Raw genomic sequence first — 22,397 nt, forward strand, 5'->3', positions numbered from 1 at the left:
CTTGCAGGGAGTCCGGACAGCAAGGCTGACTGATGAACATAGGGAAGGGGCCGGTTGACGGCCCATTGGCCAGCTATGAAAGGAAGTACAGCTCGTTCGAGCTGATGATGCGCTATGCCAAGGGGCGGTCTAGAACCTTCTGGCCGCGCCAGGTCTTTGTGTTTGGTGTTTGCGTGCTGCTGGGGCTGGCAACGGACATTGCAATTGCTGCCATGGCGTTCGCGGCAGCCTTGATAGGCGACATCGCCGACAGTTACTGCCTGTGGCGCCTTCCGGCCCTGGCGGCGAAAGGTTTCCCTGAATCAAAACTGCGATTGCTGACAACGTTTTCCGCTGCTGTCTACGGCGCCGGAATGAGCATCTGCGCCACCTTGCCGTACTGGCCATGGGTGGAGGCCGGAATGGGCTCCGATCACCACCTGGACCTGCTGTTCTCCATCGCGGTTCTTGCAGGCATCGCAATGAATGCCGCAATCACCTTTCCTTACCACCGCGCGGCATCGCTTGTCTGGATGCTGTACTTCTGCACGGTCCCGGGCGTCATGCTCTGGGTCGATTCCACAGTGGGGGGAGGGATTACAACCGAATGGCTGCTGCATGCCGCCGGGGTCGCGACACTGACCGGCTATATGTTCTGGCTCGGGGCATACGGGCGCCGCACCTTTGAAAACACCCGCCAGTACAACCTCGCCACCGCCACCCAGCAGCAGGAGCTGGAAGCGGCAAACGCCCGCTTGCAGGAGCAGCAGATGGCGGCCCGGCGCCTGGCGCTGGTCGCGGAAAACGCCAATGACAGCGTGATGCTGATGGACCGGGAGGGGCGGATCACCTGGGTCAACGACAGTTTCACCCGTATCACCGGATACTCGTCAGAAGAAGCGCTGGGCCAGATGCCCGGCGATCTTCTGAACAGCGGCGAAACCGATCCCGGAACGATCAAGCTGCTGCAGGACAGTATCCGCTACGCCCAGCCGGTCCGGGTTGAAATCCGCAACCGCTGCAAGGACGGGCGCAAGGTCTGGATCGAAACCAGCCAGGTGCCGATGCTGAACAGCGACGGCAAACTGGAAACCCTGATTGCAGTGGAGCGCGACATTACCGCCGCCAAGGAAAACGCCCGCCAGCTGGAAAAGGCACGTGCCGCCGCTGAGGAGGGCGCCCGCGCCAAGTCGGACTTCCTGGCCACCATGAGCCACGAAATCCGCACCCCGATGAACGGGGTGATCGGCATGGCGCAGCTGTTGCGCGACAGCGGATTGAACGAAGATCAGGCGCTTTATGCCGATACCATTCTCAGTTCCGCCGACATGCTGCTGGCCCTGATCAACGATGTGCTCGACTTCTCCAAGATGGACGCTGAGGAACTCACGCTCAGCCCGGTCAACTTCGATCCCCGCACCTGTTTTGAAACCACCATCCGGCTGCTGCAGGCCCAGGCGGACGCCAAGGGGCTGGAACTGGCACTGGAGATCCAGGAAGACCTGCCTGCGCATCTGCACGGTGACGACCGGCGGATCCGGCAGATCCTGATGAACCTGGCCGGAAATGCCATCAAGTTCACCAAAAAGGGCCGGGTTTCGGTTTCGCTGGGCGGCGTGGCTGCGGCCGGCGGCTATGAGCTGACCTTCACGGTGACTGACACCGGCATCGGCATCGCCGAGGAAAAGCTGGGTGACGTGTTTGAGCGCTTCTCGCAGGCGGATGCCGCGATCAGCCGCCGCTTTGGCGGCACCGGCCTGGGGCTCGCCATCTCCCGCCGCCTGGCAGAGGCGATGGGCGGCAGCATCGCGGTTTCGTCCAAACTGGGCACCGGGTCCTGCTTTGCGGTGCGGTTGCACCTGCAGGACGCGCAGGCTGGTAATGCTGCGCAGCCGGAACCTGCAGATGCGCGCGACCCTTCAGCGCTGGGCGGGCTGCGGGTGCTGGTGGCAGAGGACAATGCCGTGAACCGGCTGCTGGTGGAGAAATTCCTGAGCGCAGCGCCTGTCGAACTGGCCTTCGCGCGCGATGGCCGCGAGGCGGTGGCACAGTTTGAATCCTTTGCGCCGGACGTCATCCTGATGGACATGTCTATGCCGGACATGGACGGGCTGGAAGCCACCCGCGCAATCCGCGCCTTGGTCCGGCCGCAGCCGGTGATTGTGGCGCTGACGGCCAATGCCTTTGATTCTGACCGCAAGGCCTGCCTAGCCGCGGGCATGGATGATTTCATGAGCAAACCCATCAGCAAACCCAAGCTTCTGGACCTGCTGGCCCGGCTGGCCCCGCAGGCGCAAAGCCGCCGCGCGGGCTGACCGCCTTGCCCCGGCTGCCGGGCTGTCCTATCAATCAGTGATCCTTATGCACGAGGCCGCCGGTGGACATTGCAACCCGCGTCTACAATCACAAATGGAAGATCGACCCGATCGTCCGGTCGCTGATTGATACTGATTTCTATAAGCTTCTGATGTGCCAGTCGGTGTTCCGCAACAAGCCGGACACCACCGTCACCTTTTCACTGATCAACCGCTCGGCGCATGTGCCGCTGGCCAAGCTGATCGACGAGGGCGAGCTGCGCGAACAGCTGGACCACATCCGCTCACTGTCCCTCAGCCGCGGCGAAAGCACCTGGCTCCGCGGCAACACCTTCTATGGCAAGCGGCAGATGTTCCGCCCCGACTTCATGGAGTGGTTCGAAGGGCTGCGCCTGCCGCCCTACCACCTGGAGCGCAAGGGTGATCAGTACGAACTGACGTTCGAGGGCAAGTGGCACGAGGTGATGCTGTGGGAAATCCCGGCACTCGCGGTGCTGATGGAGCTGCGCAGCCGGGCAGTGATCAACAGCATGGGCCGGTTTGAACTGCAGGTGCTGTACGCCCGCGCCATGACCCGCGTCTGGGAAAAGATCGAACGCTTGCGCGAGGTGGAGGAGCTCACCATCGCCGATTTCGGCACCCGCCGCCGCCATTCCTTCCTCTGGCAGGACTGGTGCGTGCAGGCGATGATCGAGGGGCTGGGCGACAAATTCACCGGCACCTCCAACTGTCTTATCGCTATGCGCCGCGAGGTGGAGGCGATCGGCACCAACGCCCATGAGCTGCCGATGGTCTATTCGGCGCTGGCAGAGAGTGACGCGGAACTGGCGCAGGCCCCCTACGACGTGCTGTCCGACTGGCATGATGAGCACGAGGGCAACCTGCGCATCATCCTGCCCGACACCTATGGCACCCAGGGATTCCTCGACCGCGCGCCGGACTGGCTGGCCGGCTGGACCGGCATCCGCATCGACAGCGGCGATCCGGCCAAGGGCGCCGAGGTGGCGATCAACTGGTGGAAAGCCCGCGGCGAGGATCCGGCAGAGAAACGGGTGATCTTCTCCGATGGCCTGGACGTGCAGCAGATCCAGGACCTGCACGCGCAGTTCTCGGACCGCACCAAGGTTTCCTTCGGCTGGGGCACGCTCTTGACCAACGACTTCCGCAAGCTGGTGCCGGATGACGCGCTGGCGCCGTTCTCGCTGGTCTGCAAGGCGGTTGCGGCCAACGGGCGGCCCACCGTGAAGCTGTCCGACAACCCGGAAAAGGCGATGGGTCCGGCAGAGGAAATCGTCCGCTACAAGCGTGTTTTCGGTGTCGGAGAGCAGGAACGGCAGGCGGTAATCGTTTGATAACACTTCGCCGGTCTAGCGGCGTGTATTCCTTGAAGAGGTACAATTAGTGGCAGCCTCTCTGCCCCAATGTTTCGCGCGCGAAACATTGGGGTAATAGTGCTGACCTAATTTCTACCCTAACCGTGATGCGCCGCCACGGTCTTCAGTTGCGAGAAACCGTAGAGCGCCTCAAACCCTTTTTCCCGCCCGTGGCCGGATTTTCCGACCCCGCCAAACGGCAGCTCCACCCCGCCGCCGGCGCCGTAGTTGTTGAGGAACACCTGGCCCGCGCGCAGGCGTTTTGCCAGCCGCATCTGCCGCGCCCCGTCGCGGGTCCAGACGCTGGCGACCAGGCCATAGTCGGTGGCATTGGCAATCCGCAGTGCGTCCTCCTCGGTGTCAAAGGGGATCAGCACCTGCACCGGGCCAAAGATCTCTTCGCGCGCCAGCACGTGATCCTCCGGCACATCGGCAAACAGGGTGGGGCGCACATAGGCGCCGCTTTCCGGGGCGTGCTCCACTATTGCCCCTTGCGCCGCCACCGGCAGGTCCGCGCCTTGTTTCAGGTAGTCCTCGACAATCTGCTTCTGCCGGCTGGAAATCAGCGGCCCGACCCGCAGGTCCTCTGCCGCCGGCCCCACGGTCAGCGCGCCATAGACTGCAGCCATCCGTGCCTTCACGTCTTCATAAATCCTGCGCTGCACCAGGATGCGCGAGGAGGCGGAACAGGTCTGGCCCGCGTTCTGGATGCCGGCGTTCACCAAAAACGGCAGGGCGGCTTCCAGATCTGCGTCGTCGAACACCAGCTGCGGGGACTTGCCGCCCAGCTCCAGCGTCACCGGCACCACATTGGCGCCCGCCGCCTGCTGCACCAGCGCGCCGGTTCTGACCGACCCGGTAAAGGAGATGTGATGCACGCCGGGATGCCCCGCCAGCGCCGCCCCGGCCTCTGCCCCCAGACCCGGCACCACGTTCAGCGCACCGGCGGGCAGCCCGGCCTCCATGGCGATATGGGCGAACGCCAGCGCGGTCAGGCAGGCCTCCTCCGCGGGTTTCAGCACGCAGGCGTTGCCCATTGCCAGCGCCGCCCCTACGGACCGGCCAATGATCTGCATCGGGTAATTCCAGGGCACGATATGCCCCGTCACCCCATGCGGCTCGCGCAGGGTATAGACGGTGTAGCCATCGAGATAGGGGATGGTCTCCCCCATCACCTTGTCCGCCGCGCCGCCGTAGAACTCGCAATAGCGCGCCAGCGCCACTGCGTCGGCGCGCGCCTGGGTCAGCGGCTTGCCCACGTCCATTGCCTCAATGGCGGCCAGCAGCTCCACCCGCTCCAGCACGAACTGGCCGATGCGGGTCAGGATGCGACCCCGCTCCAATGCGGTCATGCGGCCCCAGTCGCCGTCCAGCGCCGCCTCCGCCTCCAGCACTGCGGCCTCGATATCCGCCGCGCCGCCTCGGGGGATCTGGCAGATTTCGCTGCCGTCCGACGGGTTCACCAGCGGCAGAGTGCCGCCGCTGGCTGCGGGCAGCCACTTGCCGCCAATTAGGCAAAGCGCGGGATCGAACCAGAGGGGATCAGACATGCTGGGGGCTCCTTTCGGGATCGGAGAGATCGGGCAGCACCGGGGCTGCGGCAATCAGCTGGCGGGTGTAGGGGTGCTGCGGGTTAATGAACACGGCTTCGGTTTCGCCTTGCTCGACGATTTCGCCCTGTTTCATCACCAGGCAGCGGTCGGTGATCGTGCGCACCACGCTCAGGTCGTGGCTGATGAACAGGTAGGTCAGCGAGTAGGCCGCGCACAGCTCTGCCAGCAGGTCGAGTATGCGGGCGCGGACGGAGACGTCGAGGGCTGAGACCGCCTCGTCAAAGATGATCAGCTCCGGCCGTGTAATCAGGGCGCGGGCAATGGCGATGCGCTGGCGCTGGCCGCCGGAGAACTGGTGGATGTACTTGCCGGCATCCTCTGGTTTCAGCCCGACGGCAGTCAGGGTCTCGGCAATCAGATCTCTGCGCGCCGCCCCTGCCGGTGGATCTGGCAGTGTGTGGAACGGTTCAGTGATCAGCCGGTCCACGCGGTGGCGCGGGTTGAAGCTGCCGTAGGGGTCCTGGAACACCACCTGAACCTTGCGCCGAATCGCAGGTTTCAGGTGAGTCGTCACGGATTCCCCGTCCAACCGGATTTCTCCGCCCTGCAGCGGTTCCAAGCCAAGAATTGCCTTTGTTAGGGTCGATTTTCCGCAGCCCGACTCACCCACCAGTCCCAGCCGCTCACCGCGGTTCAGTGTGAAGGAGACATCCTTCACGGCGCGGAAGCTGCTAGGTTTGGCAAACAGCGAGGGGCGCGGTGTCTTGTAGTCGCGCACGGCGTTCCTGACCTCCAGCAAAGGTGCCGTGGCAGGTGGTTCCGGCAACGCCACCTGATGGCTGGAGGCTTCAAACAGCATCCGCGTGTAGGGATGGCGCATGTGGCGCAACAGCCAGTCCGTGTGGCCGGTCTCCACCACCTCGCCCTGGCGCATGACGGCAATCCGGTCCGCCAGATCCGCCACCACCGCCAGGTCGTGGGTGATGATCAGCAGTCCCATGCCATAGTCCTGCACCAGGTCCTTCAGCAGCGCCAGAATTTGCGCCTGGGTGGTCACGTCCAGCGCGGTTGTCGGTTCATCTGCAATCAGCAGCTTCGGGCGCAGGGCGATGGCCATCGCTATCACCACCCGCTGACGCTGGCCGCCCGACAGCTCGTGCGGATAGCGCGACAGCGGAAAGCGGTCAGAGGGCAGCCCGACCCGCTCCAGTACCTCCTGCGCGCGTGCCTCAGCCTGCGCGCGCGGCATTGCCTTGTGGATCAGGATGGTTTCCATCACCTGCGCGCCGATGGTTTTCACCGGGTTCAGCGCGGTCATCGGCTCCTGAAACACCATCCCGGCGGACTGGCCGCGGATGGTGCAAATGTGCGCTTCGGACTGCTCCAGCAGCTGGGTGCCGTCCAGGGTGACATATCCCTTGGCCTGCGCCAGTTCGGGCAGCAGTTGCATGATGGCCAGCGCGGTCATCGACTTGCCGGAGCCGCTTTCGCCGGTGACGGCAACAATTTCGCCGGGATCGACGTGAAGGGACACGTCCTTCAGCACCTGGAAGGCGCCGATGCTGACCGACAGATTGGTGACATCCAGCAGGGTCATGCGCGCGCCACCCTCAGTTTCGGATCCAGATAGTCGCGTAGGCCGTCACCCAGCAGGTTCAGCCCCAGCACAGTCAGGATGATTGCCATGCCGGGCACCAGGGCCAGATGCGGGGCAAAGCTGACCATGGTCTGCGCATCGGCCAGCATCCGCCCCCAGCTGGGGGTGGGCGGCTGCGCGCCAAGGCCGACATAGCTGAGGCCCGCCTCCGCCAGGATGCCGAGCGAGAACTGGATGGTGCCCTGCACGATCAGGAGGTTCATCACATTGGGCAGGATATGCTCAGCCGAGATCCGCGCCGCACCCTTGCCCGCGACGCGGGCGGCCAGGATGAACTCGCGTTCCCACAGGGACAGCGCCGCGCCGCGGGTGATGCGGGCAAAGACGGGGATGTTGAAGATGCCGATGGCGATGATGGCGTTGACGGCTCCTGCGCCCAGAACGGCGGTGATCAGGATGGCGATCACCAGCGAGGGGAAGGCAAAGACCAGATCGTTGCCGCGCATGATCAATTCATCCAGCCACGACCCCTTGCGCGCCGCGGCGGCCAGACCCAGCGGCACGCCTGCGCCCATGCCGATGCCGACGGCCACCAAGGCAACGGCGATGGAGGTGCGCGCGCCGACCATGATCATCGACATGAGGTCGCGGCCGAAATGATCGGTGCCCAGCCAGTGCTGTGCATTGGGTGTCTGCAGTTTGGCCGGGATGTTCATCGCCGCGTGGTCAAATGGGGTCCAGATGAAAGACAGTGCCGCTAGTAGCAGCACCAGAGAGGACAGCACGGCGCCAAGGATCAGGTTGCGGGTCATGTCCGGCTCCTGAGGCGCGGGTCCACCAGCGCATAGGCAAGGTCGACCAGGAAATTCACCGTGATGACGGCAAAGACCAAAAGCATCACCACTGATTCCACCACGATCAAATCGCGCGAGGAAATCGCCTGGAACACCAGCCGCCCGAGGCCGGGCAGGTAGAACACCTGTTCGATGATGATGGCGCCCGCCAGCAGGAAGGAGAACTGCAGCCCGATGATGGTCAGCACCGGGATCAAGGCATTGCGTACCCCGTGCCGCCACAGCGCCTGACGGCGGCTGAGGCCCTTGGCGCGGGCGGTGCGCATGAAATCTTCACCCAGAATGTCCAAGAGGGCAGAGCGCATCACCCGCGTCAGGATCGCCGCCTGCGGCAGGGCCAGCGCGATGGCGGGCAGGGTGAGCGCATGGAGACCGGCCCACAGCCCCGTGTCCCAGCCCGGAAACCCGCCAGCACCGAACCAGCGCAGGTTGATGGCAAACACCAGCACCAGCATCATCGCAAACCAGAAGTTCGGCACCGCAACCCCCAGCTGGGTTGCCCCCATCACCGCCATGTCACCCGGCTTGCCGCGGCGGGCGGCGGCGTAAATGCCCGCGGGAAAGGCAATCAGGGTCGACAGCGTCAGCGCATAAAGCGCCAGCGGCAGCGACACCCAAAGCCGGTCGGCGATCATCCCTGCGACCGGCGTGCGGTAGGTATAGGAGGTGCCGAAATCACCACTCAGCATCCCAGCGGCCCAGCTGAGGTAGCGGGCCAGTTTGCCCTGATCCAGCCCCAGCTCTGTCCGCAGTGCGGCGACGGTATCGGGCTGTGCATTGACCCCCAGCATGAAGGAAGCCGGATCACCCGGTGCCACCTCCACCACAAGGAAAATCACCAGCGAGGCAATAGCCAGGCTGAGAAACAGCGACACTAGGCGTTTCAGGGCATAACGCAGCATGGCTGCCACGTTAGGAGCCGGCGGAGGACGGGTCTAGTCTGCGGCAGAACGAAACCGGAGAAGGCAGGCAAAAAGGCGCAACGTCAAAGGGTTGAGGTGTGCCCTTTGGCATCCGGCAGAAACCGGCTATCACTGGGCCATGCTGTGCCGCCCCTTGTTCATCGGATCCGAAATCTACCGCGGCTCCTCCTATGGCCGCACCCATCCCTTGCGGGTGCCGCGGGTCTCGACCGTGATGGACCTGTCGCGTGCGCTGGGCTGGCTGCCGGACGCGGTCTATGTAAACTCCCCCCGCGCCAAACCTGCGGCGCTGGCTGCGTGGCACACACCCGAATATATCGCTGCGCTGCAGGCCGCGGAGGCGGCGCAGGAGGTCAGTGCAAAAGTGCGCGCGCGGCATCATCTGGGCACGATTTCGAACCCTGTGTTCCCGGAAATCTTCCGCCGCCCGGCCACCGCCGCGGGCGGGTCGATCCTGGCAGGGGAGCTGCTGGCGGATGGTGGCATTGTCTACAATCCGGCAGGCGGTACGCACCATGGGATGCCGGACCGCGCCAACGGGTTTTGCTATCTGAACGATCCGGTGCTGGCGATGCTGTCCCTGCGCCATCACGGCGCCCGGCGGATCGCATATGTGGACATCGACGCCCATCACGCCGACGGGGTGGAGCATGGATTTGCCGGCGACGCCGATTTGCTGATGATCTCGGTGCATGAGGAAAACCTCTGGCCCAAGACCGGCACGCTGGCCGATGACGCGGGCGGATCAGCGCTGAACCTGCCGGTGCCGCGGGGCTTCAACGATGACGAGATGGCGCATATCCGCGACGCGCTGATCCTGCCCGCGGTTGAGGCGTTTGGCCCGGATGCCATCGTGCTGCAATGCGGGGCGGATGCCGTCACCGAAGACCCGCTGCCGCATCTGGATCTGTCGAACAACGCCCATTGGGCGGTGGTGCGGGCGCTGATGGGAATGGCGCCGCGCTATCTGGTGCTGGGCGGCGGCGGCTATAATCCGTGGTCTGTGGGGCGGCTTTGGACCGGCGTCTGGGCTGCGCTGAACGGGTATAAGGTGCCGGAGAGGCTGCCTGCGGCAGGTGAGGCGGTACTGCGCGGGCTGGAGTTCAACGGCAACCGCCTGGGCCGCAACCCGCCGGAGCATTGGTTCACGACGCTGCGTGACCAGCCGCGGGGCGGGGAAGTGCGGCAGGAAATCCGGGAGCGCGTGGCCTATCTGCGGAACAGGCGTTTCAAGGGTTAGCGCGGTATCAGCGGAATGCCAGGCGCAGACCGCACCTCATTAAGATGTGACCAGGAACTTCAGCACTGCAAAGCCGACGATGGCCGCATAGCCGATGGGGTAGATCCACTTCAGCGCGTAGTTGTCGAGCTTCCGGGCCAGGGTCTCGCGCCCGGCCAGTTTAAGCCGGCGCAGCACCACATTGAAGACAATGACCGCACCGGTGGCAAGGAACATCCATTGCAGGACGAAATCAAGAAAGGTCAGGTATCCCAGCTTGGGCAGGTCCGCCGAAATCGCCCAGTTGAACGCCACAAAGACCAGCAGGTTCGCCCCCGAGATTTCGATCCGCTTGCGGTACTCGTCGAGGAAAAAGACCGACCAGCTGACGGCGATCAGCACGAGCATGGGGAGAAATACCCGGATCAGGTAGTAAGTGATGTGCCTGCTGCCCTCGAACACCAGCGTGATCTGGTCGCTGTCGTTCCCTGAAATCCCTTCGGCATTGGATTTGACCAGGCGTGCATTGCCAAGGATCCATTCCTCCTCGCCCAGCAGCCCGCCCAGCCCGGAATAGTCGTTCAGAGGGTGGTAGCGCACAAATTCCGCAGGCAGAACTGAGGCAACCTCGAATTGAAACCGCTGGGTGTCGAACGGGTATTTTCTGAAATCGAAATACGGGGCCTGCAGCGTCAGCGACGACTTTTCGACATAAACCACATGGCCGTCAGAGCGGACCCCGGCCGCGGATTGGTGGATCCAGCGGTTGGATTGCTGGTTCTGGATCACGAACACCGGGATGACAGCGCCGGCGGACTTGGCGTATTCCGCCAGGGCGTCGGGTTGGAAAATGCGGTAATTCCGCCCGAACGCGCCGGGATCAAAAGCCAGGGCCGGGTCTGTCCATTCGGCCCGGATGACCGCAACTGCACCATAATTTTCGGCTTTCTGGTCGACGTTGACGATCTGGTCGATCTTGATGCCAATGCCCACTTCCAGCGGTGTTTCCGGTGTACCGGTCAGACCTTCCAGGCTGCCTGAAAGCTCCGCCTGTGCGCTGGCGGTGCAGGCAAGGCAGGCAACACAAACCGCGGCCAGAGCCATAAGGCGGATGAGGGGCTGGAAGATACCGGAAACAATCATACTCAAGCTGCAATTCACAAGGGAAACCGCGAAGCCCGGCCAGCGAGGGCTTCGCGGCGGTACTGTTACTCCGCCCAGCTGAGTGCGCTGAGGTCGATGGCGGCAGTGGGCGCGTTTTCCCACAACCCCTGCAGCCCGGCCTTGGCCACACCCAGCTTGGCCAGCTGGAACAGGTAGCCGTTCACATAATCCGCCGCGATCATCTCCTGCGCCTCTTGCAGGATGGCGGTGCGGGCCTCCGGGTCGGTGGTGGTATTCAGCGTCGTCATCAGCTCCTGAAACGGCTTGCTGTCATACTGGAAGTAATAGTCTGGCCGGGCATAGATGCCGATGTCCATCGGCTCGGTATGGCTGATGATCGTGAGGCCGAAACTTTTGCCGCGGAACACGCTTTCCAGCCATTGCGCCCATTCCACGTTGATGATCTCGGCCTTGATCCCGACTGCCGCCAGCTGTGCGGCAACAATCTCGCCTCCGCGACGGGCATAGGATGGCGGCGGCAGGTGCAGGGTGGTCTCGAACCCGTCCGGGAAACCCGCCTCGGCCAGCAGCGCCTTGGCCTGTTCCGGGTCATAAGAGGAGCCCCCGGTCAGATCCTTGTACGCTGGGTTGTGCGGCGCGAAATGGGTGCCGATCGGGGTGCCGTAGCCGAACATGGCACCGTCGATGATCGCCTGCCGGTCGATCGCATGGGCCATGGCCTGCCGCACCCGGATGTCATCAAACGGCGGCTGCTTATTGTTGGTGGACAGGATCGTTTCGCCCTCGGTGGAGCCGACCAGCACCTGAAACCGCGGATCGGCGTCAAACTGGGGCAGGTTCTCCGGCGCCGGGAAATTGTCGAAGGCGTCGATATCCTCTGCCATCATCGCAGCGAACGCCGCGGTCGGGTCGGAGATGAACTTGAAGGTGGCAGAGGCCAGCGCTGGCTGTTCGCCCCAGTAGTCCGGGTTGCGCGCCAGCGTGATACGGTCGCCCTGCACCCATTCCTGGAAGGTATAGGCGCCGGTGCCGATGGGATTGGTCTTGATGTCTCCGATGCTTTCCGGTGCGACGATCACTGCATCGCCCCAGGCGAGGTTGAACAGCAGGCTGCCGTTTGGCGCCTCCAGCGTAATCTGCACCGTCTGCGGGTCTACCGCTTCCACCGCTGTGATCCCATCAAACAGCGCCTTCTGGGCATTGGTGCTGTCCTCCGCCCGGGCGCGGTCGAGAGAGAATTTCACGTCCGCCGCATCCATCGCGCTGCCGTCGTGAAAGGTCACGCCCTCGCGCAATTTGAATGTATAGACAATGCCGTCCCCGGAAATTTCCCAGCTCTCCGCCAGCCCGGGCACCACGGAGCCATCGCCCATGAAGCGCGTCAGCCCCTCAAAGATGTTGCTGTAGACCACCGAGTCGATGGCCTGCGCCGCGGCGCTGGTCGGGTCCAGATGCGGCGGTTCCAGCTGCAGGCCGATGGTGACGCTGTCCTTGGCCCAGGCGCCGCCCGCCACCAGCGCCAGCGCGGAACTGGCGGCAAAAACAAAGGATCTGAAACCCATCTGAAATCTCCCTGTGTGCAATCTGCGGGCCTGAAAACGGCGCCTATTGGAAACGAGTTTCCCTGTTTCCCGTGCGTAATCAAGGCCGGGCGGCATTTCGCGCACTGGAAGCACGCGGCGTTAATTGGTAATCCGTGTCCACTTACGAACCGCGGACAGGACAGCCATGAGCGCGACAGCCAAGAAACAGGCGCCCAACGCCGAAGACATCCGTGCCCGCAAGGGCGGCACCCCATTGGTGAGCCTGACGGCCTATACCACGCCGATGGCGCGGCTGATGGACAAGCATTGCGACTTCGTGCTGGTCGGCGACAGCGTCGGCATGGTGCTGCACGGGCTGACCTCCACGCTGGGCGTGACGATGGAAATGATGATCCTGCACGGCCAGGCGGTTGCGCGCGGTCTGAGCCAGGCGATGCTGGTCATCGATATGCCCTTCGGCTCCTACGAGGAAGGCCCGCAGCAGGCGTTCCGCAACGCCGCGCGGCTGATGGCGGAAACCGGCTGCGCCGCGGTCAAGCTGGAAGGCGGCGTCGAGATGGCCGAAACCATCCGCTTTTTGGTCAAGCGCGGCATCCCGGTGATGGCCCACATCGGCCTGACGCCGCAGTCGATCAACACCCTGGGCGGCTACAAGGTGCAGGGCCGCGATGCGCAAGGCGACGCCGTGCTGGCCGATGCCCGCGCGGTGGCAGATGCCGGAGCGTTTTCCGTGGTGCTGGAGAAGGTGCCGCAGAAACTGGCCGACAAGATTACCGCAGAGGTCGCAATTCCCACCATCGGCATCGGTGCCAGCGCCGGCTGTGACGGGCAGATCCTGGTGGTTGATGACATGCTGGGCTTCTTCACCGCCTTCAAACCGAAATTTGTCAAACGCTACACTGACCTTGGCCCGCTGGCAGAGGCCGGGATTGCCGAATACGCCGCCGAAGTGCGCGCCCGCAGCTTCCCCGCGGCAGAGCACGTCTTTGCCGATCAAGCGCCCTCCAAAGGATGAGTGCCGGCATGACCGCCCCGATCCTCCGCCGCCTGCCAGACCTGCGCGCCAAGACAGGTGAATGGCGCCGCAACGGTGAAACCATCGGTCTGGTGCCGACCATGGGCGCGCTGCACGCCGGCCATCTGTCGCTGGTGGAGGCCGCCAAACAGGCTTGCGACCGCGTGATCGTGACCATCTTCGTGAATCCCAAGCAGTTCAACAACCCGGAGGATCTGGCGAACTATCCGCGCACCGAGAACGAGGACGCGGAAAAGCTTGCCCCCTACGGTGTTGACCTGATCTATGTGCCGGACCCGGACCAGATCTACCCCGACGGCTATGCCACCAATGTTTCTGTTGGCGGCAGCATCACCGCGGTGATGGAAGGCCCCTTCCGCCCCGGACATTTCGATGGCGTGGCAACGGTGGTTGCCAAGCTGTTCCTGCAGACCAGCGCGGACAAGGCGTTCTTTGGCCAGAAGGACTATCAGCAGCTGATGGTGGTGACCCGCATGGCCCGTGATCTGGACATCCCGATTGAGGTCATTGGCTGCGAAACTGTGCGCGAGCCGTCGGGCCTCGCCATGTCCTCGCGCAATCTGCGCCTGTCGGAGGAGGCTTTGGCCAAGGCTGCGGCGTTGAATGCGGCCATGCGCGAAGCCGCCGCCAAGGCATCGGAGGGCGACTCCTGGGCGCCGCTGGAGGCCGCCGCGCGGCAGGCACTGGCTGAGGCAGGGTTTGGTGATGTGGAATATTTCGACCTGCGCTGCGCCGAAACGCTGGAGGCGCTGGACACTCCAACCCGTCCGGCACGCCTGCTGGCCGCGGCCTGGATGGATGGCATCCGCCTGATCGACAATATCGCAGTATCCAAACTAAAATTTTAGTAGGGGCTGGTAGCGGTAGCACCTTTGCGTTTATTGTCCCCGGTCAGAGGAGACTGGAGGGCAGCCGATGACCTATATTCTGGCAATTGATCAGGGCACCACGTCGACCCGGGCAATCCTGTTTGATGCAGGCATGCAGGTCGCGGGCACCGCGCAGCAGGAGTTCACACAGCATTACCCGCAAGCGGGCTGGGTGGAGCATGACCCGGAGGAGATCTGGGAAACCACCGTCGCGGTCTGCCGCAAGGTGATGGCGGATCTGGATGTCTCCGCCGCGGATATCGCGGGCATCGGCATCACCAACCAGCGCGAAACCACCGTGGTCTGGGACAAGGCCAGCGGCAAGGCGATCCACAACGCCATCGTCTGGCAGGACCGCCGCACCGCCGCCATCTGCGAGCAGCTGCGCGCGGCGGGCCACGCGGAAATGGTGGCGGACCGCACCGGGCTGCTGCTTGATCCCTATTTCTCCGGCACCAAGGTGAAATGGATCCTCGACACCGTTCCCGGCGCGCGCGACCGCGCCGCGGCAGGCGATCTGCTGTTTGGCACCGTGGACAGTTTCCTGATCTGGCGCCTGACCGGCGGTGCGTCGCATGTGACGGACGCCACCAATGCCGCGCGCACGTTGATGTATGACATCCGCAAGGGCCGCTGGAGCCGCACCATCAGCGACCTTCTGGACGTGCCGCAGCAGATGCTGCCGGAGGTGAAGGACAGCGCCGCTGATTTCGGCACCACAGATCCGGAGATCCTTGGCGGCCCGGTTCCAATCCTGGGCGTGGCGGGCGACCAGCAGGCGGCCACCATCGGCCAGGCCTGTTTCCAGCCGGGGATGATGAAATCCACCTACGGGACGGGGTGCTTTGCGCTCTTGAACACCGGGGATGAGCCGGTTGTGTCCAAGAACCGGATGCTGACCACCATCGCCTATCAGCTGGACGGCAAGCCGACCTATGCGCTGGAAGGCTCGATCTTCATTGCCGGTGCCGCAGTACAATGGCTGCGCGACGGGCTGGGGATCATCGAGCAGGCTTCGGAATCGGGCGAGCTGGCCCTGCGCGCCGACCCGGGCCAGGACGTGATCCTGGTGCCCGCCTTCACCGGACTTGGCGCGCCTTACTGGGAGCCGGAATGCCGCGGCGGCATGTTCGGCCTCACCCGCAATTCCGGCCCGGCGGAGTTCGCCCGCGCCGCGCTGCAAAGCGTCGCCTACCAGACCCGCGATCTCTATGAGGCGATGCGCGCTGATTGGGAGGACGACAGCCACCACACCGTGACCCTGCGCGTCGATGGCGGCATGAGCGCCAGCGACTGGACCATGCAGAGCCTGTCGGACATCCTGGGCGCTGCCGTCGACCGTCCGGTGATGCAGGAAACCACGGCACTGGGCGCTGCTTGGCTGGCCGGGATGCGCGCTGGGATCTATCCGGACCAGACCGGGTTTGCGGATACCTGGAAGCTCGACCGCCAGTTTTCACCCTTGATGCAGCCTGCGGCGCGGCAGGCGGCCTACGCTCGCTGGCAGCGCGCGGTGCAGGCCGTGATCGGCGTCTGAATGCAGCGTGACGGGGCAGGGCGGGGGCTCCCGCCTGCTCTGCCGCATTCAATGAATGCGCCTCACAGTTGGGCGTGGCGCCGCGCTTTGCGCGGCGATTTTCTTTGCTGAGAAGCGCATGGAAGGGCAGGTCTGTCCTTCCATGCGCCGTTTCGGGTGTGTTCGGGCCCATGTGTGCCTCAAGGGTAAACCGTGCCTCCGGCACGGCGGCTGCGCCGCCCTTGACCCGCACATGGGCTGGGAGGGCTTCAGCTCACGCGGGTGCCTGCCAGGATGGTTGGGGCGCGTGCATTCAAGTCTTCGATCGAGAAACCCGCAATGGATTTGTACTTGGCGGCATGAGCGGCCAGCTCCGCCTGCGGGATCACCTCACTGATGTCTCCGAAGTCTCCGCCGCAGAGGTCCTCAACCCGCTGCAGCACCCCGTCCGGCCCGCCGCCCGCGCGGTTGGCGAGGCCCACCGCTGTTGTCACTGGGCGCACCTCTGCCTCATAGGCCTCGAGCGCCGCGGCAATCACCCCGTGCTCCAGCAGTTTCGCGCCAATCACCCGCGCGTCGACGATGGCCTGGCTGGCGCCGTTTGACCCTACCGGGTAGGTCGGATGCGCGGCGTCGCCCATCAGGGTGGTGTTGCCTTGGGTCCAGCCCGCCAGCGGGTCGCGGTCCACCATCGGATATTCATAGACCACTTCTGCGCCGCGGATCAGGGCAGGCACGTCGATCCAATCGAACTGCCAGTCCGCAAAATCCGGCAGGAATTCAGAGATGTCGGCAGGCCGGTTCCAGTCCTCCCGCCGCCAGGGCGCGGAGGGACCAAAGCTCTTCTCCGCAATCCAATTCATCGTCACGCGGCCGTCTGCATCCGGCTGGGAGATGGGATAGGCCACCAGCCGCAGATGGTCATGGCCGATCATCGCCATGGCCGCGCCGCCCTTGAAGGCGGGAGCTTGGGTGGTGGCCCGCCACAAGATGCGGCCATTCCAGATGGGGGCGCCCTCATCCGGCACCATCTGCGCGCGCAGAGCAGAGTGGATACCGTCCGCGGCCACAACCATTGATCCTTCGAACCGCCGCCCGTCCGCCAGCAGCAGCACCACGCCGCCGTCCGTGTTTTCAAACCCCGCCGCCCGCGCGCCGGTCTCAATACAGTCCGTACCGGCACGTTCTGCCAGAACGCGGTGGAGCATCATCTGCAACGCGCCCCGGTGCACCGAATACTGCGGCCAGGCATAGCCCGCGCCGGTGCCGCGCGGCTCCTCCCAGATCGTTTTTCCCAGCTTGCTGTAAAACCCCAGCTGCCGGGTCCTGACACCGATCGCGTCCAGCTCTGCCTCCAGCCCCAGATCGAACAGCTCCCGCACGGCGTTGGGCTGCAGGTTGATGCCAACGCCCATCGGCTTCAGCTCTCGCGCCGCCTCGAAGATTCGGAACGGCACCCCGATCTGATGCAGCGTCAGCCCCAGGGTGAGCCCGGCAATACCGCCGCCGGCGATGAGGATGGTCATGGTAAGTGTGCTCCCTAATTTTGTGCGCAGAGAACCACGGCATACGGGGCGGGGCAAGCAGTCAGGAAGGGAAAGCGGTCAGCGCCGTCCGCCGATGATCAGGTCGGGTCCAAAGATCACGTCGGCGTAGTTGTGCAGGTAGATCTTCAGCCACGGGGTGAAGCGCTCCGGGTGGCGGCTCACCTCTGCCAAGAGGTCGTGATAGTCGACCCAGCGGGTTTCCATCACTTCATCGGGGTTGGCGGCAATCCGCAGCGGCCGGTGGGCATGGGCCAGGAACACATCCACCGCCTCGTGTTCAACCAGCCCGTTGCCGACATCGGCGCGGTATTCCAGGTGGTGGCGGAATTCGGGGTAGAGGCCAGTGAGCCCCAACTCCTCATCCATCCGCCGCACCGCGCAGGCCGAGGGCTGTTCGTCCCACATAGGATGGGTGCAGCAGGTGTTCGCCCAGAGGCCGGGAGTGTGGTATTTCCCCATCGCGCGGCGCTGCATCAGGATTTCCACACCCTTCACAACAAAGACGGAGACCGCCTTGTGCTTCAGCCCGCGCTCATGCGCGGCCAGCTTGTCGACCGGGGTCAATTCACCGTTCACCCAGGCGGGGATCATGTGGCTCATGCTGTGTCCGTGACGGTATTTTGTTCTGCGGTCTGCCGCATTTCGACAGCTTTGAAAACTACCGCTAACGTCTGCGGGCACGGAAAGCAATTACGCGAAAAGCCGCGGCCAAAATGCCGCGGCTTCACAGCCGTCAATGACGGTTTCGAGCGCTTATTCGGTGGCAGCTTCTGCGCCTTCATCAGCAGCGGCTTCCGCTGCCGGTGCTTCTTCGGCCGGGGCCGGGCTGTGGCTGGCCAGGAAGGCATAGATGTCCTCGCCGCCCTTCTTCAGGCGGAACGACATTTTCGACTTGGCCTTGGCATTGCCGGTTTCAGCTTGCAGGAATTTCTTGGGGTCTGCGGCGAAGGCGATGAATTTCTCTTCGTCCCACACCAGCCCTGCTTCACCTGCCGCGACCAGGTCATCGCCGTAATTGAATCCCTCGACGGTGCCTGCCTGACGGCCGGCCAGGCCCCACAGGTTCGGGCCGGTCTTACCGCCCTTGACGATTACATCGCCTGCGTCGGACACCACCATGTGGCACGACTTGCACTTGTTGAACCCCTTCTCGCCTTTAGCCGGATCGCCTTCGGCAAAGGCAGGGGCTGCGAGGAGGCCGAAAATGGCGGCGGTCATAAGAGGTTTCATATTGCTTGCTCCAGTTCTGAGTTGGCAGATGTGACTCATGATTTATTACCCGGCGGTGTCAACCGGCAGTTTGACGCGCATCAAAGTCTTGGCAGGAAGCTGCGTTAATTCACGGATCAGCCCAGCAGGGCAGCAGATCACCTGGTTCGGGCCGGGCGTGATAGACCGCCCGGGCGATGGCACGGCTGAGGCACAGCGCGGCCGCATGGCAGATTGGCCCCAGTTCCGACTCTGGTGCTTCCAGCGCCCGAGCGCCGGCGCTGGCGGCAAAGACCAGATCGCCGTCGCCGGGGGAATGGGCAGGCACGATGGCGCGGCCGATGCCGTCATGAGCCGCGGTGGCCAGCCGCTGGCATTGCGCTTTGGAGAGTGCCGCGTCGGTGGCAACGATGGCGATGGTGGTATTGGCGCGTTCAGGTGGCAGCGGTGCGCCGCCCAGTTTCTGGATCGCTTCGATCTTGCGGCTCTGCTGGCTGCGGCCCAGTCCGCCAGCGGTATCAGGCCCGATCCCGCCGAATTCATCGCCGATTTCAAACGGGGCGGCCCAGAAATGCCGCTCCCCCGGAGTGGTCACAGCTCCCAGCGGATTGACAGCCACAAGCGCACCAACGGTGACGCCGCTGTCCAGAACCAGCGATGCAGAGCCCAACCCGCCCTTCAACATCGCCGTCAGCGCACCAGTGCCGGCGCCTGCGGTGCCAAGTTCGAATTCTTCCGCCGCCGCCTCAAAAGCCGCCCGGCCCAGGGCGCGGTAAGGATTCTGCTGCCACGCCTTGTCCCCGCCATTCAGCAGGTCAAACAGGATGGCCCCCGGCACCAGCGGCACCCGCACCGGGCCGACCGGAAAGCCCCTGTCCGCGTCATGCAGCGCGTCCATCACACCGGAGCAGGCATCCAGCCCGAAGGCAGAGCCGCCCGACAGCACCAGCGCATCGATCATGGCGACCGATTTGTCGGGTGCCAGCAGATCGGTCTCCCGCGTGCCCGGCGCACCGCCCATCACATGCACCGAAGCGGTGAAGGGCTGGTCTGCTGTCAGCACCGTGGTGCCGGATTTCAGCGCTGCATCCTGGGCGTTGCCAACCAGCAGGCCGGGCACATCGGTGATCAGGTTTCTGGGGCCGGGGAGCATGATGGCTGTCCTTTCCGATTGGAAGCGCGCTGGTGCGCGCGGCCTCCGGCGGGAGTATTTGGTGAAAGATGAGAGGCCGGGTCAGATCCGAGGCTTGGGGGCGGCGGTTGCTGCATCACCGGTGTTAGGTTCGCCTTTCGGCTCTATCAGCAGCACCTTGCATTCCCGTTCGGCGCGGGGGCGGTGGCTGACGCCCTTGGGCACGACGAACAATTCGCCCGCCCGCACGGTTTGCGGCGGCTCGCCCTCGATATCCATCACCATCTCTCCTTCCAGCACCAGAAAGAAATCGTCGGTGTCCGGGTGATGATGAAACGGAAACTCGCCCTGAAACTTCACCACCATCACGTCGTTTCCATTGAAGTCCGCCACCACATGCGGGTCCCAGTGGCTGGAGAACATCGCCAGCTTTTCTGCCAGGTTCACGGTCTTCATATGCAGCGCCCTCCATCCACTTCCATAGCGACTCCAGTCACCATGCTTGCCTCGTCCGAGCACAGGAAGCAGGCGGCGTTGCCCATGTCCTCCGGCGTCGAAAACCGGCCGATCGGGATGGTGGAGAGGAACTTGGCGCGCATTTCCGGCGTGTCCTCGCCCATGAAGGATTTGAGCAGCGGGGTTTCCCCTGCCACCGGGTTGATTGCATTCACACGCACCCCGTGCGGCGCCAGCTCCACCGCCATGGTCTTGGTGGCCGTGATCATCCAGCCCTTGGAGGCGTTGTACCAGTTGAGATTGGGGCGCGGCGACACGCCGGCGGTGGAGGCGACGTTCAGGATCGCACCGCGCCGGTTGGCTTTCATATGCGGCACCAGCGCGCGGGCGGTCAGGTAGACCGACTTCACGTTGACGCCCAGCACCCGGTCGAAATCCGCCTCGCTGATCTCCTCAAGGGGGCTGGGCAGATGGGTGACGCCTGCGTTGTTCACCAGGATATCTAGCTGCCCGAAGGCCGCCAGCGCCGCCTCTGCCAATGCGTTGACCGATGAGCCATCCGCGACATTTACCGTCTGCGCAACCGCGTTGCTGCCCAGCTCCGCTGCCATCGCCTCTGCTGCGGCGGTGTTGATGTCGGCGATCATCACCCGGGCGCCTTCCGCCAGGAACTTGCGCACGATGCCCGCGCCAAAGCCTGAGGCACCGCCGGTCACGATGGCGGTTTTTCCGTCCAGCCGCATGATTTTCCTCCCGCATTGATTGGCGCCAGCATGGGGTGGAGAGAAGCGCTGTGCAATCCCTGGAGGCAGGACGGGTCAATCCGGGTCGATCTTACCGCGCGTCGCTTTCAATTCGCCGCGCTGTTTCTTGGCGTCCAGCCGCCGCCGGACCGAGCCGCGGGTGGGTTTGGTGGCGATCCGCCGTTTCGGTGCCACCAGCGCCTTGCGCACCAGCTCCGCCAGCCGCTCGCGCACGATCTCGCGGTTTCTTTGCTGGGACCGCGTCTCGTCACATTGCAGGATGATGGCGCCGTCCTTGGTCCAGCGGCGGCCTGCCAGCCGTTTCAGCCGCGATTTGACTGCAGGTGCGAGCGCGGGCGAACGCTCCGCCTCGAACCTCAGTTCGACTGCGGTCGCCACCTTGTTCACATTCTGCCCGCCGGGACCCGAGGCGCGGATGAAGCTCTCGGTCATTTCCCAGTCCTGCAGGGTAATCTGGTCGTCGATGCGGATCATGGATGCGGCGTTTTGCGGAAGGGGATCTTAAAATCGAAAGGGCTGTTCCACACGCGGGGAACAGCCCTTCGAGATGATAGGAGGTGCACCGGTTAGGTCAGCACCAATTCAGGTCTCTATACGTACCAAGGGCTGCCTCGGCCGCACTCCTTCTGAACTGTTCCGGCACTGCTCTCCATAGCTTCTCTAGACAATGGGCACCTCCTTTCTGATGTTTCGTGTAAGTCCAGCCTGCCACAGATTCGGCAGATGTCAAAACAAAATCATGTGGTCTTTGCGGAGAGCTTACGCACGATGATGCGGAAGGGCACAAGCGCGAGCAATGCCAGCGACAATTTCACCAGCCAGTCTGCAAAGGCCAGCGAGACCCAATAGGGCACCACCGGCCCCTGTCCGATCAGGGGCAGCATGTCGCCCGCCCAGGACACGTCATTGGCCGGTTCGATCCAAGCGAGCGAGACGGAAAAGGCGACGGTGAAGAAGATCGCGGTATCCACGGTAGAGCCGATAAGGGTGGAGGCCAGCGGCGCCCGCCACCATTTCCCTTCGCGCAGGGCGGAGAAGATGGCGACGTCCAGCATCTGCGCCGTCAGGAACGCGAGGCCGGAGCCAAGCGCGATGCGCAGGGTCACCGCCGGGTAAGTGAAGCCATCGCCCTGCAGCATGATCTGCGTGCCGATCAGCGAGCAGATCACCCCGGTGATAAAGCCCGCCACCACGACCTTGCGCGCGGCGGCGGCGCCATAGACGCGGTTCATCACATCGGTGACCAGAAAGGCCACCGGATAGGTGAAGGCGCCCCAGGTCAGCCAGTTGCCGAAAAGGAATTGCACCAGGACATTGGAGGCCACCACCACGGCGGCCATGGCAAGAATGCCGGGAATATGCGAGCGGGTCATGCGCGGGATCCGT

General features: G+C 64.0%; 20 protein-coding genes. 6 read left to right on the plus strand and 14 right to left on the minus strand.

Annotated features, from left to right (window positions below; translation table 11 throughout):
* Positions 1-32 precede the first annotated feature (32 nt).
* The gene (locus RA26_RS15900; protein ID WP_039185212.1) at positions 33-2,294 is read left to right on the plus strand and encodes a hybrid sensor histidine kinase/response regulator; all 2,262 of its coding nucleotides are present in this window, start codon (positions 33-35) and stop codon (positions 2,292-2,294) included.
* 62 nt (positions 2,295-2,356) lie between these two features.
* Complete coding sequence (gene pncB / locus RA26_RS15905; RefSeq protein ID WP_039185214.1) at positions 2,357-3,646, plus strand: nicotinate phosphoribosyltransferase; 1,290 nt, start codon at positions 2,357-2,359, stop codon at positions 3,644-3,646.
* Positions 3,647-3,765: 119 nt separating this feature from the next.
* On the opposite strand, the gene RA26_RS15910 is transcribed toward pncB, so the two are convergent.
* Genes RA26_RS15910 through RA26_RS15925 form a run of 4 tightly spaced genes read right to left on the minus strand, consistent with a single transcriptional unit; the run spans position 3,766 to position 8,573 of the window.
* Entirely contained in the window at positions 3,766-5,217 is a 1,452-nt protein-coding gene (locus RA26_RS15910) for an aldehyde dehydrogenase family protein (RefSeq protein ID WP_039185216.1), read from the minus strand.
* Positions 5,210-6,817 carry an ABC transporter ATP-binding protein gene (locus RA26_RS15915; RefSeq protein WP_039185218.1) on the minus strand — a complete coding sequence of 536 codons (1,608 nt, stop codon included), beginning with the start codon at positions 6,815-6,817 and terminating at the stop codon, positions 5,210-5,212. The genes RA26_RS15910 and RA26_RS15915 overlap by 8 nt, the downstream gene beginning before the upstream one ends.
* Complete coding sequence (locus RA26_RS15920) at positions 6,814-7,629, minus strand: ABC transporter permease (RefSeq protein ID WP_039185221.1); 816 nt, start codon at positions 7,627-7,629, stop codon at positions 6,814-6,816. Before RA26_RS15920 ends, RA26_RS15915 begins: the two co-directional genes overlap by 4 nt.
* Complete coding sequence (locus RA26_RS15925; protein ID WP_039185444.1) at positions 7,626-8,573, minus strand: ABC transporter permease; 948 nt, start codon at positions 8,571-8,573, stop codon at positions 7,626-7,628. The genes RA26_RS15920 and RA26_RS15925 overlap by 4 nt, the downstream gene beginning before the upstream one ends.
* 139 nt (positions 8,574-8,712) lie before the next feature.
* Between RA26_RS15925 and RA26_RS15930 the strand changes: the two genes are divergently transcribed.
* Positions 8,713-9,834, plus strand: coding sequence for an acetoin utilization protein AcuC (locus RA26_RS15930; RefSeq protein WP_152612644.1), 1,122 nt, complete (start codon positions 8,713-8,715; stop codon positions 9,832-9,834).
* A 39-nt stretch (positions 9,835-9,873) separates the two neighbouring features.
* Here the strand turns inward: RA26_RS15930 and RA26_RS15935 are convergent, their stop codons facing one another.
* Together RA26_RS15935 and RA26_RS15940 are read right to left on the minus strand one after the other, a co-directional pair.
* On the minus strand, positions 9,874-10,956 hold the full coding sequence (locus RA26_RS15935; protein ID WP_039185225.1) for a hypothetical protein: 1,083 nt from the start codon (positions 10,954-10,956) through the stop codon (positions 9,874-9,876).
* A gap of 65 nt (positions 10,957-11,021) precedes the next feature.
* Positions 11,022-12,500: an ABC transporter substrate-binding protein gene (locus RA26_RS15940; RefSeq protein ID WP_039185228.1), complete on the minus strand. Its 1,479-nt coding sequence runs from the start codon at positions 12,498-12,500 to the stop codon at positions 11,022-11,024.
* Positions 12,501-12,666: 166 nt separating this feature from the next.
* Here RA26_RS15940 and panB point away from each other — a divergent pair, with 166 nt between their 5' ends.
* The 3 genes from panB to glpK all read left to right on the plus strand — a co-directional run bounded on the left by panB (position 12,667) and on the right by glpK (position 15,924).
* The gene (gene panB / locus RA26_RS15945) at positions 12,667-13,497 is read left to right on the plus strand and encodes a 3-methyl-2-oxobutanoate hydroxymethyltransferase (RefSeq protein ID WP_039185231.1); all 831 of its coding nucleotides are present in this window, start codon (positions 12,667-12,669) and stop codon (positions 13,495-13,497) included.
* A gap of 8 nt (positions 13,498-13,505) precedes the next feature.
* Positions 13,506-14,366, plus strand: a complete 861-nt coding sequence (gene panC, locus RA26_RS15950) for a pantoate--beta-alanine ligase (RefSeq protein WP_039185446.1) — start codon at positions 13,506-13,508, stop codon at positions 14,364-14,366.
* A gap of 67 nt (positions 14,367-14,433) precedes the next feature.
* Positions 14,434-15,924, plus strand: coding sequence for a glycerol kinase GlpK (gene glpK / locus RA26_RS15955; RefSeq protein ID WP_039185233.1), 1,491 nt, complete (start codon positions 14,434-14,436; stop codon positions 15,922-15,924).
* 248 nt (positions 15,925-16,172) lie between these two features.
* Here the strand turns inward: glpK and RA26_RS15960 are convergent, their stop codons facing one another.
* From RA26_RS15960 to RA26_RS15995, 8 genes are all read right to left on the minus strand, one after another.
* Positions 16,173-17,429 carry a flavin-dependent oxidoreductase gene (locus RA26_RS15960; RefSeq protein WP_039185237.1) on the minus strand — a complete coding sequence of 419 codons (1,257 nt, stop codon included), beginning with the start codon at positions 17,427-17,429 and terminating at the stop codon, positions 16,173-16,175.
* A gap of 78 nt (positions 17,430-17,507) precedes the next feature.
* A complete protein-coding gene (gene idi, locus RA26_RS15965; RefSeq protein WP_039185239.1) occupies positions 17,508-18,050 on the minus strand; it encodes an isopentenyl-diphosphate Delta-isomerase in 543 nt (180 codons plus the stop codon).
* A 153-nt stretch (positions 18,051-18,203) separates the two neighbouring features.
* On the minus strand, positions 18,204-18,680 hold the full coding sequence (locus RA26_RS15970; RefSeq protein WP_039185242.1) for a c-type cytochrome: 477 nt from the start codon (positions 18,678-18,680) through the stop codon (positions 18,204-18,206).
* Between the two features lie 109 nt (positions 18,681-18,789).
* Positions 18,790-19,812, minus strand: coding sequence for a P1 family peptidase (locus RA26_RS15975; RefSeq protein ID WP_039185246.1), 1,023 nt, complete (start codon positions 19,810-19,812; stop codon positions 18,790-18,792).
* Positions 19,813-19,893: 81 nt separating this feature from the next.
* Entirely contained in the window at positions 19,894-20,247 is a 354-nt protein-coding gene (locus tag RA26_RS15980; protein ID WP_039185248.1) for a cupin domain-containing protein, read from the minus strand.
* Positions 20,244-20,990, minus strand: coding sequence for an SDR family oxidoreductase (locus RA26_RS15985; RefSeq protein WP_039185250.1), 747 nt, complete (start codon positions 20,988-20,990; stop codon positions 20,244-20,246). Before RA26_RS15985 ends, RA26_RS15980 begins: the two co-directional genes overlap by 4 nt.
* A 75-nt stretch (positions 20,991-21,065) precedes the next feature.
* Positions 21,066-21,485, minus strand: coding sequence for an alternative ribosome rescue aminoacyl-tRNA hydrolase ArfB (arfB, locus tag RA26_RS15990; RefSeq protein WP_039185252.1), 420 nt, complete (start codon positions 21,483-21,485; stop codon positions 21,066-21,068).
* A 263-nt stretch (positions 21,486-21,748) separates the two neighbouring features.
* Entirely contained in the window at positions 21,749-22,384 is a 636-nt protein-coding gene (locus RA26_RS15995) for a queuosine precursor transporter (RefSeq protein WP_039185253.1), read from the minus strand.
* Positions 22,385-22,397 lie beyond the last annotated feature (13 nt).

Origin of the sequence: Leisingera sp. ANG-M7 (assembly GCF_000813965.1) — a bacterium.
GTDB lineage: Bacteria > Pseudomonadota > Alphaproteobacteria > Rhodobacterales > Rhodobacteraceae > Leisingera.

Coding starts and splice junctions, on each gene's coding strand:
- RA26_RS15900 (WP_039185212.1), top strand. CDS start 33: ATGAACATAGGGAAGGGGCCGGTTGACGGCCCATTGGCCAGCTATGAA.
- RA26_RS15910 (WP_039185216.1), bottom strand. CDS start 5,217: ATGTCTGATCCCCTCTGGTTCGATCCCGCGCTTTGCCTAATTGGCGGC.
- RA26_RS15915 (WP_039185218.1), bottom strand. CDS start 6,817: ATGACCCTGCTGGATGTCACCAATCTGTCGGTCAGCATCGGCGCCTTC.
- RA26_RS15920 (WP_039185221.1), bottom strand. CDS start 7,629: ATGACCCGCAACCTGATCCTTGGCGCCGTGCTGTCCTCTCTGGTGCTG.
- RA26_RS15925 (WP_039185444.1), bottom strand. CDS start 8,573: ATGCTGCGTTATGCCCTGAAACGCCTAGTGTCGCTGTTTCTCAGCCTG.
- RA26_RS15930 (WP_152612644.1), top strand. CDS start 8,713: ATGCTGTGCCGCCCCTTGTTCATCGGATCCGAAATCTACCGCGGCTCC.
- RA26_RS15935 (WP_039185225.1), bottom strand. CDS start 10,956: ATGATTGTTTCCGGTATCTTCCAGCCCCTCATCCGCCTTATGGCTCTG.
- RA26_RS15940 (WP_039185228.1), bottom strand. CDS start 12,500: ATGGGTTTCAGATCCTTTGTTTTTGCCGCCAGTTCCGCGCTGGCGCTG.
- panB (WP_039185231.1), top strand. CDS start 12,667: ATGAGCGCGACAGCCAAGAAACAGGCGCCCAACGCCGAAGACATCCGT.
- panC (WP_039185446.1), top strand. CDS start 13,506: ATGACCGCCCCGATCCTCCGCCGCCTGCCAGACCTGCGCGCCAAGACA.
- glpK (WP_039185233.1), top strand. CDS start 14,434: ATGACCTATATTCTGGCAATTGATCAGGGCACCACGTCGACCCGGGCA.
- RA26_RS15960 (WP_039185237.1), bottom strand. CDS start 17,429: ATGACCATCCTCATCGCCGGCGGCGGTATTGCCGGGCTCACCCTGGGG.
- idi (WP_039185239.1), bottom strand. CDS start 18,050: ATGAGCCACATGATCCCCGCCTGGGTGAACGGTGAATTGACCCCGGTC.
- RA26_RS15970 (WP_039185242.1), bottom strand. CDS start 18,680: ATGAAACCTCTTATGACCGCCGCCATTTTCGGCCTCCTCGCAGCCCCT.
- RA26_RS15975 (WP_039185246.1), bottom strand. CDS start 19,812: ATGCTCCCCGGCCCCAGAAACCTGATCACCGATGTGCCCGGCCTGCTG.
- RA26_RS15980 (WP_039185248.1), bottom strand. CDS start 20,247: ATGAAGACCGTGAACCTGGCAGAAAAGCTGGCGATGTTCTCCAGCCAC.
- RA26_RS15985 (WP_039185250.1), bottom strand. CDS start 20,990: ATGCGGCTGGACGGAAAAACCGCCATCGTGACCGGCGGTGCCTCAGGC.
- arfB (WP_039185252.1), bottom strand. CDS start 21,485: ATGATCCGCATCGACGACCAGATTACCCTGCAGGACTGGGAAATGACC.
- RA26_RS15995 (WP_039185253.1), bottom strand. CDS start 22,384: ATGACCCGCTCGCATATTCCCGGCATTCTTGCCATGGCCGCCGTGGTG.